Here is a 14,320-nt window from a genome sequence, read left to right on the forward strand (position 1 = left end):
GCGCCGCCTTACGGCATGCCCAGGCGAGCCCGTACGGCCCGGCGCGCCCATACGACGGCCTGCCGGTCGCCGTGCAGCTGCAAGGTGTGATTCAGGGCCATGACCAGGCCGTGCAGCTCGAACACCAGCTGATCGACCTCGGTGCCGCCCGGCAGGTCCCCGGCGGCCACGGCCCGCCGCGTCTCCTTGAGCAGCCGCCCCCGCCAGGCGTCGAACCGGGCCGCCACCGCGTCGCGCACCGCCCCCACGCGCCCGTCGAACTCGTGGGCCGCAGCCACGAAGAAGCAGCCTCCGGGGAAGACGCCGCGCTCCAGGTAGGAGATCCACTCCTCGCAGAGCGCCCGCAGCCGGCGCAGTCCCGGCTCGACCCGGATGACCGGCTCCCAGACCTCCGCGCGGAAGACCTCGCCGGCCCGTTCCAGCACCGCCAGCTGCAGCGCCTCTTTCGAGCCGAAATGACCAAGAACGCCGGACTTGCTCATGCCGAGCTCGGTCGCGAGGCGGCCGATGGTCAGCCCTTCCAGCCCTTCGAGGGAGGCGATGGCGACCGAGCGGTCGAGGATGGCGGAGCGCGTGCCGAGGGCCTCCGCCACGGATCTCCGTGGACTCATCCAGGCAGTTTAGCGTTCGGCGCCGTTTAGCGTCCGAACGGTCGGTTGCTATAGTCCCGCCCATGACTGGATCAAGACTCGTCGCCACCGGCCACTATCAGCCCGCCAAAGTGCTGACCAACGACGACCTCGCCGCCATGGTCGACACCTCCGACGAGTGGATCACCAAGCGGGTCGGGATCCGTACCAGGCACATGGCCGGGCCGGAGGAAGGCGTGACCGAGCTGGCCGGGCACGCGGCGGCCAAGGCGCTGGCCGGCAGTGGGCTGGACGCCGCCGACATCGACCTCGTCCTCGTGGCCACCTGCACCCAGACCGAGCGGGCGCCGAACATCGCCTCCCGCGTCGCGGCCAAACTCGGCGTACCGGACGCGGCCGTCATGGACCTGGGCGTCTCGTGCTCCGGCTTCACCCACGCGCTGGCCATGGCCGACCACACGATCAAGGCGGGGGCCGCCACGCACGCCCTGGTCGTGGGGGTGGACAAGATGACGGCCGTGACGGACTGGACCGACCGTACGACATGCGTACTGACCGGCGACGGCGCCGGGGCGGCGGTGCTCAGCGCGGCGGCGGAGCCGGAGATCGGGCCCGTCGTCTGGGGCTCGGCCCCCGAGCTGGGCAACGCGGTGCGCATCGGCGGCACGCCGACCCGCTTCGCCCAGGACGGCCAGACCGTCTACCGCTGGGCCACCACGCGGCTGCCGGAGATCGCCCGGCGCGCGTGTGAACGTGGCGGCGTCAAGCCGGAGGAGCTGGCGGCCGTGGTGCTGCACCAGGCGAACCTACGAATCATCGAGCCGATCGCGCAGAAGCTCGGGGCGGTCAACGCGATCGTGGCCCGTGACGTGGTCGAATCGGGCAACACCTCGGCCGCGAGCGTCCCGCTGGCGCTGTCGAAGCTGCTGGAGCGGGGTGAGGTGCGGCAGGGGGCGCCGATGCTGCTGTTCGGGTTCGGCGGGAACCTCTCGTACGCGGGGATGATCGTCCGCTGCCCCTAACCGTCGCGCAGGTAGTCGGCGAGCCGCTCCAGCTGCTCGGCGTAGTAGTCGCCGAACTCGGGTGAGCCCGGGTCGAGCCCGCAGGCGGCCCGGACGAGGTGCGGGAAGACGATGCCCGCCGCGGCCATCCCGAACAGCGCCACCAGCACCGCGGCCGGGTCCAGGTCGGCGGGGAACTCCCCCGCCTCCTGACGGGCGCGCAGGTGCTCCAGGTCGCGGCGCACCTCGTCGGCGAAGGCGGGATCGGGCGGGGCGTCGTCGGTGAGCCCCTGCCAGACCAGCAACTTGCCGAAGTCGCGGCGGCTGGAATTGGCGCGCGCGTAGCCCGCGATGAGCCGGCCCAGCGACGACCCGCGATCGGCGAACACGCTCTCCTCGCTCTGCCAGCGGGTGTTCAGCGCGCGGAAGAGCCCCTCCTTACCGCCGAAGTAGTAAGAGATCAGCTGCTTGTTGACCCCGGCCCTGGCCGCGATCTCGCCGACCCGCGCCCCGGCGAACCCCTTGGCCGCGAACTCCTCCAGCGCCGCCTGAAGGATGCGGGCCTTGGTGCGCTCCGGGTCGCGCTGCTTCTCCTCCGGCGCTCGTCTCATGCCCGGAACACTATCATCCATCCGGATGGTTGACAGAATCATCCATGCGGTTGATAGTCATGGACATGACAGAGCACATCGCGATCATCGGCGGCGGGGTCGGCGGCCTCTGCCTCGCTCAGGGACTCCTCAAGGCCGGAAAGCACGTCACCGTCTACGAGCGGGACCGCACCCCGGCCGACCGGCTGCAGGGCTACCGGGTTCACATCGACCCCAACGGCGCCCGCGCCCTCCACCACTGCCTGCCGGCGGCGCTCTGGCAGGCGTTCCTCGCCACGACCGGGCAGGGCGGTCAGGACTTCGGCTTCCTCACCGAGCGGCTCGGCACGCTCGCGCTGATCGAGACCCCGCCCGCGGCCGACCCGGCCGACGACCACCACTCCGTGAGCCGCATCACGCTCAGGCAGGTGCTGCTGACCGGGCTGGAGGAGGTGGTGCGGTTCGGCAAGACGTACGAGCGCTACGAACGGCTGCCCGACGGGCGGGTCGAGCTGTTCTTCGCCGACGGCTCCAGCGACATGGCCGACGTCGTGGTCGCCGCCGACGGCGGCAACTCGCGGGTGCGCAAGCAGTATCTGCCGCACGCCGAGCGCGTCGAGACCGGCATCACCACGGTGGCGGGCAAGTTCCCGCTCACCGACGAGACCAGGGCGCTCATCTCGCGGCGGCTCGTCGAGGGCCCGAACACCATCATCCCGCCCAAGGGCCTCGGCATGTTCTGCGCGCCGCACGACCTGAGCGACACCGCGCCGGTCGGCGCCATCGGGGCGACCGAGCAGCAGGGCGCGCTGATGGACAACGCCGGCAGCTACATCCTCTGGGCCGTGGGCGCCGCTAAGGACCGCTTCCCCGCCGACGTCGCCGACCTGCCGGGCGCGCGGCTCAAGCGGACGGTGGCGGAGATGGTCGAGTCCTGGCATCCCGATCTGCACAAGCTGATCGACCTGGCCGACCCCGACACGGTCTCGTTGCTGCCGATCCGTACCTCGATCCCGATCGAGCCGTGGCCGGCCACCACCATCACGCTGCTCGGCGACGCCATCCACAGCATGACGCCGATGCGCGGCATCGGCGCCAACACCGCCCTGCGCGACGCCCGCCTGCTCTGCCTGGCGCTGACCGGCGGGCGCGACACGGTCGAGGCCATCGCGGACTACGAGGAGCGGATGCGCGAGTACGGCTTCGCGGCCGTGCGAGACTCGCTCCGCGCGGCCGAGCAGTTCATCGGCGAGAGCCGGGCCGCCAGGATGGGCTTCAAGGCGTTCCTGCGTACGGTCCAGCGCTTCCCGTCGCTCAAGGCGAGGGTGTTCTCGTAGTCCAACGCCGTACCTTGGAGGAGCCGGCGCTGTCGAAGCTGCTGGAGCGGGGTGAGGTGCGGCGCGCCCTCCACGCGGTGCGCGGCCGGCTTCGCGCACCCAGATCGCGAGGCGTCGCGCGCTGACGCTAGCGTTGGAGGAGAGGAGAGGGGTTCCGTTGTCAGTCGTGAAGATCAACGTCCTGACCGTGCCTGCGGAGATGCGGGAGGAGCTGGAGCGACGCTTCTCCAACCGGGCGGGCATGGTGGAGTCGGCCGACGGGTTCGAGTGGTTCGAGCTGCTCAGGCCGGTCGAAGGCACCGACCAGTACCTGGTCTACACCCGCTGGCGCAGCGAGGACGACTTCCAGACGTGGCAGCAGGGTCAGGCCTTCCAGCGCGGGCACGCGCAAGCCGGGGCCGCCCAGGGGCATGGCCACGGCCAGGGGCCCGCCGCGTCCGGATCGCAGCTCTGGTCGTTCGAGGTCGTCCAGAGCGCCAGCCCCAAGAGCTGAGCGGCCCTTTGTTGGAGGGTGGATGCGGATCGGGATCCTGGGGCCGCTCCAGATCGCGGGGGCCGCGATCGGCGGCGCGCGGGTGCGGGCGCTGCTGATCCGCCTGGCGCTCGATCCCGGCCGGGTGGTGACCAACGACCGGCTGATCGACGACCTGTGGCCGGGTGAGCCGCCCGAGCATCCCATGGCCGCGCTGCAGTCGCTGGTGTCCAGGGCGCGCAGGGAGGCTCCCGGGCTGATCTCCTCCCATCCGAGTGGCTACCTGCTCGACGTACCGGCCGATGAGGTGGACGCGCAGGCGTTCGAGCGGCTGGCCCGCGCGGGCGACGCGCACGCGGCGCTGGCGCTCTGGCGCGGTCCGGCGCTGGCCGGCATCGACCTGCCCTTCGCGCTGGCCCCGGCCGCCCGGCTGGAGGAGCTGCGGCTGGCGGCGCTGGCGAGCCGGATCGCGGCGGACCTGGCCGCGGGCGGCGATGTCGTGGCGGAGCTGGAGGAGCTGGTCGCCGAGCATCGGCTGCGCGAGCCGTTCCACGCGCTGCTGATGCGGGCCATGGTGGCGGACGGACGGCGGGGCCAGGCGCTGGAGGTCTTCGAGCGGATCAGGGCGCGGCTGGCGGACGAGCTGGGCGTCGATCCGGGGGCCGAGCTGCGGGAGGCGCACCTCGCGGCGCTGCGTGACGAGGAGCCGGAGCCCAGGAGCAACCTGCCCGCCCGGTTGACCAGCTTCGTCGGCCGCGGCGACGACGTCGCCCGTATCCGGGCACTCCTCGTCGGCCGCAGCGATGACGTCGCCCGCATCCGGGCACTGACGGGCGCCCGGCTGATCACCCTCGTGGGGCCCGGCGGGGCGGGGAAGACGCGCCTGGCCGTCGAGGCCGCCGCGACGCTGCGCGTGCCCGACGGGGTGTGGCTGGTCGAGCTGGCCCCGGCGGCCGGGGTGCGGGCCGCGCTGGAGGCCGTGTTCAAGACGTCCGACCTGGTCAGGGCGCTGCGCGGCACGTCACCGGTGATCGTGCTGGACAACTGCGAGCACCTGATCGACGAGGCCGCGCGCGTGGCGCAGTGGCTGCTGGGCGAGGTGGCCGGGCTGCGGGTCATCGCCACCAGCCGTGAGCCGCTGAACATCCCCGGCGAGACCCTGCATCCCGTACTCCCGCTGGCGGAGGAGCCCGCCGTGGAGCTGCTCCGCGACCGCGCCGCCGCCGCCCGGCCCGACCTGAGCCCGGACCCGGCCGAGGCCGCGCGGATCTGCCGCGAGCTCGACGGCATCCCGCTGGCCATCGAGCTGGCCGCCGCCCGGCTGCGGACGATGCCGGTGTCCATGCTGGTCGAGCAGCTCGGCGACCGGCTGGGCTTTCGCGGCAGCCGTACCTCCGAACCCAGGCACCGCACGCTGCGCGCGGTCATCGACTGGAGCTGGAACCTGCTGTCGCGGGAGGAGCGGGAGCTGCTGCGGGGGCTGTCGGTGTTCTCCGGCGGGGCGACGGCCGAGGCGATCGGGCGGGTCTGCGGCGGCGATCTCGATCTGCTGTCCGCGCTGGTCGACAAGTCGCTGATCGCGCTCTCCGGTGACCGCTACACGATGCTGGAGACGATCAGGCAGTACGTCACGGAGACCACCACTGCTGATCTCTTGGAGCTCAGGCAGGCGCATGCCCGCTACTACGCCGAGCTGGCCGAGGCCGCCGAGCCGCATCTGCGGACGGGTGAGCAGGTCAAGTGGCTGGCCGTGCTCGACGCCGAGCAGGGCAATCTGGACGCGGCGTTCCGGCACTCCGACGACCCGCTCCGGGTCATCCTGCCCAGGCTGTGGCCGTGGATCATGCGCGGGCGGCGCCACGAGGTCATCGCGAACGCGACCGCCGCGCTGCGCAGGGTCGGTGACGTCCCGCCCGAGGGGCGGGAGCTGGCCCATGGGCTGTGCATGATGGCCGCCATGGGCGCCGAGCCGAGCCGGGCGGTCCGGGAGTCCGAGCATCCGGCGGCGCTGCACTCCTGGGCGATGGGCGTCGCCATGGGTCCGCCGCCCGATGTGGTGGCCGTCACGGAGGCGAGCGCCCAGCGGCTTCTTGATCATCCCGACACGTGGACCAGGTCGACGGCGCTGCTGGTGGCGGGCATCGTCCGGTTCGAGTACGGGGCGGTCGACGGCGCCGAGTCCCTGCTGGAGCCGGCGCTCGACGGACTGCGCAGGACCGGCGACCGCTGGGGGCAGTGGACCGCCTACTTCTGGCTGTCGCTGGCCGCCGAGAACCGAGGCGACTTCGCCCGCGCGCTGACCCTGGCCAAGGAGCCGGAGCCGATCGCGGCGGAGCTGGCCGGGCTGGGGGCGCCGCTCGGGCCGATGATGTTCCTGCTGCGGCTCAGCCAGCTCATGATGCGCACCGGCGACCACGCGGGCGCCGCCACCACCCTGGAGCGGGCCTGGCAGGCGGCGCTGCGCTCCGAGGACGCGCTGACCATCGCCCGGGTGACGCACGCCAGAGCCGAGCTGGCCCGGCGCTCCGGCGATCCGGGCGCGGCCGCCCGGCTGGTGCGCGGCGCCCTGGCCATGGACGTCGACGCTCCTCCCCAGTTCAGGGCGTTCATGAACGTCGAGCTGGCCCGCGTGGCCGAGCCGGCCGAGCCGTCGCGCAGGGCGCTGGAGCTCATGGCCACCTGCGAGGACAGGACGGCCCGCGCGACCGTGCTCGAAGGCGTGGCCGAGCACCGCGACCCGCTGATGGCCGCCGAGCTGCTGGGGGCGGCCCGGGTGCTGCGCGGGATCACCGAGTCGGCCGATCCGTACGTGGTCGCGCTGGCCGGGCGGTGCCGGGCGGCGCTGGGCGCCGAGCGCTATGCGGAGGCCCTGGTCAGGGGTGCGGCGATCCCGGATCCGGAGAGGTACGCGCTCTCGTCCCCGTGACAGTCTCCGTCAGCCGCTTTCATGGCGCCGAGCATGGCTCGGCATGGACCATACTGGGCAGCCTAGTGAGCAGACGCGATGGCGGAGCACTAGCCGTGATCTCTCCTTATCGCGGAGAATGCGCCGGGTGGGGGTAACTTCCACCTCTAAGTAAGGAGACCTGTGGCCGATACAGGCACGCTCGAAACCCGTGGTAGTGACTTCGCCAAACTGGCCCGACAAATCCAGGATGCCGGCCTGCTGGACCGGCGTCCGGTCTACTACGCCGTGCGACTGACCCTGGTATTGGCCGCTTATGTCGGTCTATGGGCGCTGTTCGTGTGGGTCGGCGACTCGTGGTGGCAGCTGCTGGTGGCTGTCGCGCTCGCCGTGGCCTCCGCGCAGATCGGGTTCGTCGCCCACGACCTGGGTCACCGGCAGGTCTTCAGGACCCGCCGGGCGAGCGACATCCTCGGCTTGATCATCGGTGACTTCGGCATCGGCCTGGGCTGGGGCTGGTGGAACACCAAGCACAACCGCCACCACGCCAACCCCAACCACGAGGACGAGGACCCCGACGTCTCGCCCGCCGTGATCGTCTGGTCGACCGACCAGGTGGAGCGGAGCCGGGGGTTGCCGAGGTTCATCGCCAAGTGGCAGGCGTACTGGTTCTTCCCGCTGCTCACGCTGGAGGCGTGGCATCTGCACATCGCCAGTGTCAAGGCGGTGTTCCAGCCGACGACGAAGCACCGCAGGATGGAGGGAGCGCTGCTGCTGGCGCACTTCGCCTGCTACTTCGGCCTGATCTTCGCCGTGCTGCCGTTCGGCATGGCGCTGCTCTTCCTGGTGGTGCACCAGGGGCTGTTCGGGGTCTATCTGGGCAGCACGTTCGCGCCGAACCACAAGGGCATGCCGATCCTCACCAAGGAGGACAAGCTCGACTACCTCCGCAAGCAGGTGCTGACCTCGCGCAACGTCAAGGGCGGCGTGTTCGTGGACGTGGCGCTCGGGCAGCTCAACTACCAGATCGAGCACCACCTGTTCCCCAACATGCCGTCGCCGAACCTGCGCAAGGCCCAGCCGATCGTCCGGCAGTACTGCGCCGACCTGGGGGTCAGCTACCTGGAGACGGGACTGATCACCTCGTACGGGCAGGCCCTGCGGCATCTGCACGAAGTGGGCGCGCCCCTGCGCTAGCCACTGGCGCCCTTGAGACGTCGGAGGAGGTCGTCTCGGCGGCCTTCCAGCTCCGCGATCAGCTCTTCCTGCTCGTCCGCCATGCTGATCATCGCGCTGATCTCCACCTGGTCGGTGGCGCCCATGTCGCGGATCTGGTCACGCAGGTCCTTGGTCTCGGCGCGCAGCCTGGCCAGGTCCTCTTCGACGTGCCGCAAGTCGTCTTGTTCGCTCATGCTCCGGCTCTACCCATTGCGGGGCGGTTGGCCACCCGAGCGGTCCTCCGTACAGAATGGGCCCATGCGAAGGTTGTCGGCCAGCACCATCGTGTCGGTCGCGGTGGTCATCGTCGTACTGGCAGGTACGGTCGCCACCTCCTTCTTTCAGCCCGCCCTGGCACCGAACGCGCTCGACATCGTGCTGCCGCTCGTGGCCAGTGCCGGGGTGCTGGCGCGGCGCCGCTACCCGGTGGTGGCGCTGATCGTCGTGCTGGCGGCCGTCGCGCTCTACTATCCCCTGGCCCGGCTCGACGGGCCGATCCTGATCATGGCGTTCGTCGTCCTCTACACCGCCGCCGACCTGGGCCACCTGATCGCCGCCATCGCCGCGGGCGCGACCACGATGCTGGCCATGGGCCTGGGCGAGACCGGCGGGACCAGGCATGTGGACGACAGTATGTTCATCCTGATCACCGGATGGGTAGTGGCCGCGGTCGCCGGTGGGGGCGTCACCCGCAACCGGCGCGCCTATCTCCGGGAGGCCGAGCAGCGCGTGCTCGACGCCCTGCACGGCAAGGAGGAGGAGGCCAGGCGGCGGGCGAGCGAGGAGCGGCTGCGCATCGCCAGGGAGCTGCACGACCTCCTGGGGCACAACATCTCGATGATCAACGTGCAGGCCGCGGCGGCGCTGCACGGGCTGAAGAAGCGGCCGGAGGACGCGGAGGCCGCGCTCCGGGCGATCAAGGAGGCCAGCAAGGAGACGCTGCGCGAGCTGCGTACCACGCTCGGCGTGTTGCGGCAGGTGGACGAGGGCGCGCCGACCGCGCCCGCCGACAGCCTGGCCCGGATGGAGGCGCTGGTCGCGGCGTCGGGGCTGGACGTGCGGACCGAGCTGTCGGGGCCGCTGGACGAGGTACCGGCCGAGGTGGACCTGGCCGCGGCACGCATCATCAGGGAGGCCCTGACGAACGTCTCCCGGCACTCGGGAGCCGATACGGCCCGGCTGACCGTCACCAACGAGTCCGGAAATATCGTGATCCGCGTGGAGGATGATGGACCGGGCGCGACGTTCACCGGCGGGACCGGGTTCGGGCTGCAAGGCATGCGGGAGCGCGCCACCGCGCTGGGCGGCACACTGGAGGCGGGCCCCCGGCCTGATGGCGGCTTCCAGGTCGTCGCCCACTTACCGCTGAACGGAGTTCGATGATCCGCACCGTACTCGCCGATGACCAGAATCTCGTACGGGCCGGGTTCCGGTCCATCCTGAGCGACGAGGACGGCATCGAGGTGGTCGGCGAGGCGGCCAACGGCGCCGAGGCCGTGGCCAAGGCCCGCGAGCTGCGGCCCGACGTGGTGCTGATGGACATCCGGATGCCCGAGCTGGACGGCCTGGAGGCGACCCGCGCGATCGTCACCGATCCGCGGCTCGACGGCGTCAAGGTGATCATCCTGACCACGTTCGACCTCGACGACTACGTCTACGGGGCGCTCCGGGCGGGGGCCAGCGGGTTCCTGGTCAAGGACACGGAGCCGGCCGAGCTGATCCACGCGGTGCGCGTGGTGGCCAGAGGTGACGCGCTGATCGCGCCCTCGGTGACCCGGCGGCTGATCGCCGAGTTCGCGGGCCGGGTCAAGCGCCCGGAGCCGGGCCCCCGGCTCAACGCGCTCACCGAGCGCGAGCGCGAGGTCATGGCGCTGGTCGCGGCCGGGCTGTCCAATGACGAGATCGCGGCCCGGCTGGTGCTCAGCCCGGCCACGGCCAAGACGCACGTCAGCCGCATCATGACCAAGCTCGGCACGCGCGACCGGGCGCAGCTCGTGGTGCTCGCCTACGAGGCCGGCATGATCACCCCAGGCTGGCTTACTCCCTGAGTTGTACGGCGGGCGGCCGGTTGACACCACAGGTGTACGGCAGGTGCCCGCCCCAGCATGACGCGGCGGAGATGACCTTGGCCAGAACCTCTGACCATGGAGACCGTAGACCTCGCCCGCCTGCAGTTCGCCCTCACCGCGGGGGCGCACTTCCTGTTCGTCGCGCTGACCCTCGGCCTGGCGACGCTGGTGGCCGTCATCCAGACCTGGGCCACCTTGACCCGCAGCCCGGTGCACATGCGGATGACGCGGTTCTGGGGGCAGCTCTACATCATCAACTACGCGATGGGCATCGTCACCGGGCTCGTCATGGAGTTCCAGCTCGGGCTGTCGTGGAGCGGGCTCACCGAGTTCGCCGGGAACGTGTTCGGCTCGTCCCTGGCGATCGAGACGATCGTGGCGTTCTTCATCGAGTCCACCTTCCTGGGCCTGTGGATCTTCGGCTGGAATAAGCTCAACCGCTGGGCGCACTTGGCACTGATCTGGGTCGTCACGCTGACGGCCTACGCCTCGGCGTTCTGGATCCTGATCTCCAACGGCTTCCTGCAGAACCCGGTGGGCTACCAGCTCAAGGACGGCGTCCTGCACCTCACCGACTTCGGCGCGCTGGTGGCCAATCCGGCGGCGCTGGTCGCCTTCTTCCACATCGGCGGCGGCGCGCTGATCGTCGGTGGCTTCCTCATGGCCGGGGTGAGCGCGTACCACCTGGCCAAGCGCACGGCCGAGCAGGACTTCTTTCGCAAGTCGCTGCGCATCGGGATCTGCGTGGCGCTGCCCGCGACGCTGTTCACCGCGACGTTCGGCGGACTCGGCTTCGACACGATGCAACTGACCAAGCTGGCCGCCTGGTCGGGCAGCGCGCGGCGGATGGCCGAGGTGCAGGCGGACATGGTGGCCATGTACGGTCCGGGCGACTACCTGCCGTCGCTGGGGTGGGTGCGCGCCTCCGGGATCACCATGATGTCGCTCTTCGCGGTGCTCTTCTTCGTCTCCGGGGCGAGCTTTCTGCTGATGCTGTTCCGGCCGGTCGTACGGGGCTTCCGGCCGTGGCACTGGCTGCTGACGGCGCTGATCCCCGTCCCGTTCGTGACCATGATCGCCGGCTGGATGTTCCGTGAGATGGGGCGTCAGCCCTGGGCCGTGTACGGCCTGTTGAAGACCGCCGACGCCATGTCACCGGTGTCGTACGGGCAGATCAGGTTCTCGCTGACCGCGTTCGTCACCGTGTTCGCCGTACTCATCCTGGTCAACTACTGGCTGCTGGCCAGGACTGCCCGTAAGGGGCCGGATGCCGTCGCGCTGGGCGACCGCCCGCTCGAGACCGTCGCCCCCGTACTGACCTTCTGAGGAGCCGTCATGGAGATCCTTATTCTGGCCTTCTTCGCGATCGGCTACCTCGTGCTGGCCGGAGCGGACATCGGCGTCGGCATGGTGCTGCCGTATCTGGGCCGCACTCCGGGCGAGCGACGTGAGGCGATCGCCGCGATCGCGCCGTTCTTCCTCGGCAACGAGGTGTGGCTGGTGGCCACAGCCGGAGTGCTCGCCGGGCTCTTCCCTGCTCTGGAGGGCTCGCTGCTGAGCGGCAACTACTCGCTCGTCGTGGCGCTGCTGCTCTCCTGGGTCATCCGGGACATGGGCCTGTGGCTGCGTGGGCGGCTGGCGGGCGTCCGGTGGCAGGGGTTCTGGGACGGCGCCGTCGTGGCGGGCAGTTGGGGGCTGGCGCTCAGCTGGGGTTCGCTGCTCAGTGACGTATTGCTCGGCATCCATGGGCCTCTCGCGCTGCTGCCCGCCCTGCTGGTGGCCGCGTTGTTCGCCACGCACGGGCTGTCGTTCGCGGCGCTGCGGCTGCGGGGCGTGCTGCGCGAGCGCGCGGCGGTGCTGTCCGGCGGCACCGGAGAGGGCCGCACGTACGCCCTGACGGCGACGGCCCTGGTGGCGATCGGCGTCCTGGCGGGCTTCCGGCTGCCTCTGGCCCCGGGCACCTCGGGCGCGCTTCTGGTGCCGGTCATCCTCACGCTGATCCCGTTCCTGGTGGCCTCACAGGCGTGGGTCTGGTGGACCTTCCGGCACCGGGTGACCGGCCCGTCGTACCTGTAACCGGGGGAGACCATCCTCGGACCCTGCCCGCCCTGGTCGGCGGGCAGGCTGTAGCCCAGCCCTTGCTTAACCTATCGAAACTCGATAGATTTCCATCGCAACTCGATGGAAGGATGCGCCATGGGGAAACTGACAGTGCTCGCGCTGCGGGCCGTGCTCGGGGTGGTGCTCGTCGGCACCGTGTTCATACAGGTATTGATGGTGTGGACGTTGATCAGCGGGAACGACCCGGAGGACGGGTCGCTCCCGCTGACCCCGCTGCGCGTGATCACGATCCTGGGCATGGTGTCGGTCCAGGTCGCCGTGGTCTGCGTATGGCGGCTGGTGACGATGGTGCGACGCGGAACCGTGTTCTCCCACGCCGCCTTCCGGTACGTGGACATCGTGATCGGCGCGATCGTGGCGGCCGCCTTCGTGTGGTTCGCGGTCACGGCCATCAACGCGCCGGGCCAGCGGGACGACCCGGGCGTCACCGTCATCATGGCCGGCATTGGCGTGGCCATCCTGGGGGTCGCGCTCATCGTGCGCGTGCTGCGGGTGCTGCTCGCCCAAGCCGTCGCGCGGGACGGCGAAGCGGCGCAGATGCAGGCCGAGCTGGACGAGATGATCTGATGCCGATCGTCGTCGACATCGACGTGATGCTGGCCAAGCGGAAGATGTCCGTGGGCGAGCTCGCGGACCGCATAGGGATCACGCCCGCCAACCTGGCGGTGCTCAAGAACGGCCGTGCCAAGGCGGTGCGCTTCACGACGCTCACCGCGCTCTGCGAGGTGCTCCAGTGCCAGCCGGGCGACCTGCTGCGCTGGGAGGCCGAGGACGCCGCGGACGGATGACGCGCCCACACCGCCATGCCGCGGCGATCACGGCGTCGCGGAGAGACTTGCCTCTGCGGCGACGTCGTGGTCCGCGATCCACGCGCAGCCGCTGTCCGGGCTTTCGGTGTTCCGGATGATCACGTCCAGGCGGTCACGGGTACGGGTCAGCGCGGCGATCTGGGCATCGATGCGATTGCGCTCGGCGGCGAGCTGGGCGCGCGACTCCGGAGTACTGGCCTTGGCCTCGACGCAGGGCAGCAGTTCGGCGATGGTCCGGCTGGACAGACCGGCGGCGTAAAGCATCTGGATCAGGTGGACACGGTCGGCCGCCGACTCGGGGTAGTGGCGCTGCCCGGAGCCGCTCCGGTACGCGTCCAGCAGTCCCTGCTCTTCGTAGTAGCGCAGGGCCCGTACGCTCACGCCCGACTTCGCCGCCAACTCGCCGATACGCACCGTGACCTCCATCACAAGAGTTGCCTCTGACGTCAACGTCAGGTTTTAGCCTATCCGCATGCAGATCAACGGAGCACATGTGCTGGTGACCGGGGCCAACCGCGGCCTCGGACGGCAATTCGTCCTTTCTCTCCTCGACCGCGGCGCAGGCAAGGTGTACGCCACTGCCCGCCGCCCGGAGCTCATCGACGTACCGGGGGTCATCCCGCTGCGCCTCGACATCACGGATCCGGCATCGGTCGCCGCCGCGGCGGCAGCGGCACCTGACGTCAAGATCGTCATCAACAATGCGGGCATCTCGACCGGGGCGAATCTGGTCACCGGGGACCTGGACACGATTCGCCGCGAGATGGACACCCACTTCTATGGCACCCTCAATGTGATCCGTGCCTTCGCGCCCCAGCTGGCCGACGGCGCGATCCTCAACGTTCTGTCCGCGATCTCGTGGCTCGCCTTCGACGGCGCGGGCGGATACCACGCGGCGAAGGCCGCCGAATGGGCGCTCACCAACGCCGTACGTTTGGAGCTGGCCCACCAGCGCACCCTGGTGACGGGCCTGCACCTGGGCGCCGCGGACACCGACATGATGGCCTGGTACGACGGCGACAAGAGCGCCCCCGAGGTGATCGTCGCGGCGGCCCTCGACGGCATCGAGGCGCACCGGCCCGAGGTGCTCGCCGACGACTGGAGCCGCCAGGTGAAGGCATGGCTGTCGGAGGACCCGAATGTCATCTACCGGGAAGCGGCGGCCGCCCTCACGGCCTGACCTGCTGGGTTCGACCGCGGTTTCTCAG

Annotated in this window: 16 protein-coding genes; 12 read left to right on the forward strand and 4 right to left on the reverse strand. The window is 70.6% G+C overall.

All coding sequences use genetic code 11. The features are described 5' to 3' along the window. Window positions 1-8: 8 nt before the first annotated feature. Window positions 9-611, reverse strand: coding sequence for a TetR/AcrR family transcriptional regulator (locus AB0C30_RS50095; RefSeq protein WP_357957771.1), 603 nt, complete (start codon window positions 609-611; stop codon window positions 9-11). 62 nt (window positions 612-673) lie between these two features. On the opposite strand from AB0C30_RS50095, the gene AB0C30_RS50100 reads away from it, so the two are divergent. Then, complete coding sequence (locus AB0C30_RS50100) at window positions 674-1,612, forward strand: beta-ketoacyl-ACP synthase III (protein WP_357957773.1); 939 nt, start codon at window positions 674-676, stop codon at window positions 1,610-1,612. Here the strand turns inward: AB0C30_RS50100 and AB0C30_RS50105 are convergent. Continuing rightward, window positions 1,609-2,202: a TetR family transcriptional regulator gene (locus AB0C30_RS50105; protein WP_357957775.1), complete on the reverse strand. Its 594-nt coding sequence runs from the start codon at window positions 2,200-2,202 to the stop codon at window positions 1,609-1,611. The genes AB0C30_RS50100 and AB0C30_RS50105 overlap by 4 nt on opposite strands. Window positions 2,203-2,267: 65 nt before the next feature. Between AB0C30_RS50105 and AB0C30_RS50110 the strand changes: the two genes are divergently transcribed. The 4 genes from AB0C30_RS50110 to AB0C30_RS50125 all read left to right on the forward strand — a co-directional run bounded on the left by AB0C30_RS50110 (window position 2,268) and on the right by AB0C30_RS50125 (window position 8,092). Further along, window positions 2,268-3,518: an NAD(P)/FAD-dependent oxidoreductase gene (locus tag AB0C30_RS50110; RefSeq protein ID WP_357957777.1), complete on the forward strand. Its 1,251-nt coding sequence runs from the start codon at window positions 2,268-2,270 to the stop codon at window positions 3,516-3,518. Between the two features lie 157 nt (window positions 3,519-3,675). After that, window positions 3,676-4,011: an antibiotic biosynthesis monooxygenase gene (locus tag AB0C30_RS50115; RefSeq protein ID WP_357651355.1), complete on the forward strand. Its 336-nt coding sequence runs from the start codon at window positions 3,676-3,678 to the stop codon at window positions 4,009-4,011. A gap of 22 nt (window positions 4,012-4,033) precedes the next feature. Next, entirely contained in the window at window positions 4,034-6,916 is a 2,883-nt protein-coding gene (locus tag AB0C30_RS50120) for a BTAD domain-containing putative transcriptional regulator (protein ID WP_357957779.1), read from the forward strand. Between the two features lie 162 nt (window positions 6,917-7,078). After that, entirely contained in the window at window positions 7,079-8,092 is a 1,014-nt protein-coding gene (locus AB0C30_RS50125; RefSeq protein ID WP_357957781.1) for an acyl-CoA desaturase, read from the forward strand. Here AB0C30_RS50125 and AB0C30_RS50130 read toward each other — a convergent pair. After that, window positions 8,089-8,307, reverse strand: coding sequence for a hypothetical protein (locus AB0C30_RS50130; RefSeq protein ID WP_357957783.1), 219 nt, complete (start codon window positions 8,305-8,307; stop codon window positions 8,089-8,091). The genes AB0C30_RS50125 and AB0C30_RS50130 overlap by 4 nt on opposite strands. A gap of 64 nt (window positions 8,308-8,371) precedes the next feature. Here AB0C30_RS50130 and AB0C30_RS50135 point away from each other — a divergent pair, with 64 nt between their 5' ends. The 6 genes from AB0C30_RS50135 to AB0C30_RS50160 all read left to right on the forward strand — a co-directional run bounded on the left by AB0C30_RS50135 (window position 8,372) and on the right by AB0C30_RS50160 (window position 13,091). Next, the gene (locus tag AB0C30_RS50135) at window positions 8,372-9,496 is read left to right on the forward strand and encodes a sensor histidine kinase (protein WP_357957785.1); all 1,125 of its coding nucleotides are present in this window, start codon (window positions 8,372-8,374) and stop codon (window positions 9,494-9,496) included. Continuing rightward, window positions 9,493-10,161, forward strand: a complete 669-nt coding sequence (locus AB0C30_RS50140; RefSeq protein ID WP_357957787.1) for a response regulator transcription factor — start codon at window positions 9,493-9,495, stop codon at window positions 10,159-10,161. The genes AB0C30_RS50135 and AB0C30_RS50140 overlap by 4 nt, the downstream gene beginning before the upstream one ends. 96 nt (window positions 10,162-10,257) lie before the next feature. Further along, entirely contained in the window at window positions 10,258-11,508 is a 1,251-nt protein-coding gene (locus tag AB0C30_RS50145; RefSeq protein WP_357957789.1) for a cytochrome ubiquinol oxidase subunit I, read from the forward strand. Window positions 11,509-11,517: 9 nt separating this feature from the next. Then, window positions 11,518-12,258, forward strand: coding sequence for a cytochrome d ubiquinol oxidase subunit II (locus tag AB0C30_RS50150; protein WP_357957791.1), 741 nt, complete (start codon window positions 11,518-11,520; stop codon window positions 12,256-12,258). A gap of 120 nt (window positions 12,259-12,378) precedes the next feature. Continuing rightward, the gene (locus AB0C30_RS50155; RefSeq protein ID WP_357957793.1) at window positions 12,379-12,870 is read left to right on the forward strand and encodes a DUF2975 domain-containing protein; all 492 of its coding nucleotides are present in this window, start codon (window positions 12,379-12,381) and stop codon (window positions 12,868-12,870) included. After that, on the forward strand, window positions 12,870-13,091 hold the full coding sequence (locus AB0C30_RS50160; RefSeq protein ID WP_357957795.1) for a helix-turn-helix transcriptional regulator: 222 nt from the start codon (window positions 12,870-12,872) through the stop codon (window positions 13,089-13,091). The genes AB0C30_RS50155 and AB0C30_RS50160 overlap by 1 nt, the downstream gene beginning before the upstream one ends. A gap of 27 nt (window positions 13,092-13,118) precedes the next feature. Here the strand turns inward: AB0C30_RS50160 and AB0C30_RS50165 are convergent, their stop codons facing one another. Further along, on the reverse strand, window positions 13,119-13,526 hold the full coding sequence (locus AB0C30_RS50165; RefSeq protein WP_357957796.1) for a MerR family transcriptional regulator: 408 nt from the start codon (window positions 13,524-13,526) through the stop codon (window positions 13,119-13,121). A 58-nt stretch (window positions 13,527-13,584) separates the two neighbouring features. Here AB0C30_RS50165 and AB0C30_RS50170 point away from each other — a divergent pair, with 58 nt between their 5' ends. Beyond that, window positions 13,585-14,292 (forward strand): SDR family oxidoreductase, encoded by a 708-nt coding sequence (locus AB0C30_RS50170; protein WP_357957798.1) that lies wholly within the window; start codon window positions 13,585-13,587, stop codon window positions 14,290-14,292. The last annotated feature ends 28 nt before the right edge of the window (window positions 14,293-14,320 follow it).

Source organism: Nonomuraea sp. NPDC048901, assembly GCF_040649695.1.
Classification (GTDB): Bacteria; Actinomycetota; Actinomycetes; order Streptosporangiales; family Streptosporangiaceae; genus Nonomuraea.

Excerpts from the sequence above, each read along its gene's own strand:
- AB0C30_RS50095 (WP_357957771.1), bottom strand. The coding sequence starts at position 611 with ATGAGTCCACGGAGATCCGTGGCGGAGGCCCTCGGCACGCGCTCCGCC.
- AB0C30_RS50100 (WP_357957773.1), top strand. The coding sequence starts at position 674 with ATGACTGGATCAAGACTCGTCGCCACCGGCCACTATCAGCCCGCCAAA.
- AB0C30_RS50105 (WP_357957775.1), bottom strand. The coding sequence starts at position 2,202 with ATGAGACGAGCGCCGGAGGAGAAGCAGCGCGACCCGGAGCGCACCAAG.
- AB0C30_RS50110 (WP_357957777.1), top strand. The coding sequence starts at position 2,268 with ATGACAGAGCACATCGCGATCATCGGCGGCGGGGTCGGCGGCCTCTGC.
- AB0C30_RS50120 (WP_357957779.1), top strand. The coding sequence starts at position 4,034 with ATGCGGATCGGGATCCTGGGGCCGCTCCAGATCGCGGGGGCCGCGATC.
- AB0C30_RS50130 (WP_357957783.1), bottom strand. The coding sequence starts at position 8,307 with ATGAGCGAACAAGACGACTTGCGGCACGTCGAAGAGGACCTGGCCAGG.
- AB0C30_RS50135 (WP_357957785.1), top strand. The coding sequence starts at position 8,372 with ATGCGAAGGTTGTCGGCCAGCACCATCGTGTCGGTCGCGGTGGTCATC.
- AB0C30_RS50140 (WP_357957787.1), top strand. The coding sequence starts at position 9,493 with ATGATCCGCACCGTACTCGCCGATGACCAGAATCTCGTACGGGCCGGG.
- AB0C30_RS50145 (WP_357957789.1), top strand. The coding sequence starts at position 10,258 with ATGGAGACCGTAGACCTCGCCCGCCTGCAGTTCGCCCTCACCGCGGGG.
- AB0C30_RS50150 (WP_357957791.1), top strand. The coding sequence starts at position 11,518 with ATGGAGATCCTTATTCTGGCCTTCTTCGCGATCGGCTACCTCGTGCTG.
- AB0C30_RS50155 (WP_357957793.1), top strand. The coding sequence starts at position 12,379 with ATGGGGAAACTGACAGTGCTCGCGCTGCGGGCCGTGCTCGGGGTGGTG.
- AB0C30_RS50160 (WP_357957795.1), top strand. The coding sequence starts at position 12,870 with ATGCCGATCGTCGTCGACATCGACGTGATGCTGGCCAAGCGGAAGATG.
- AB0C30_RS50170 (WP_357957798.1), top strand. The coding sequence starts at position 13,585 with ATGCAGATCAACGGAGCACATGTGCTGGTGACCGGGGCCAACCGCGGC.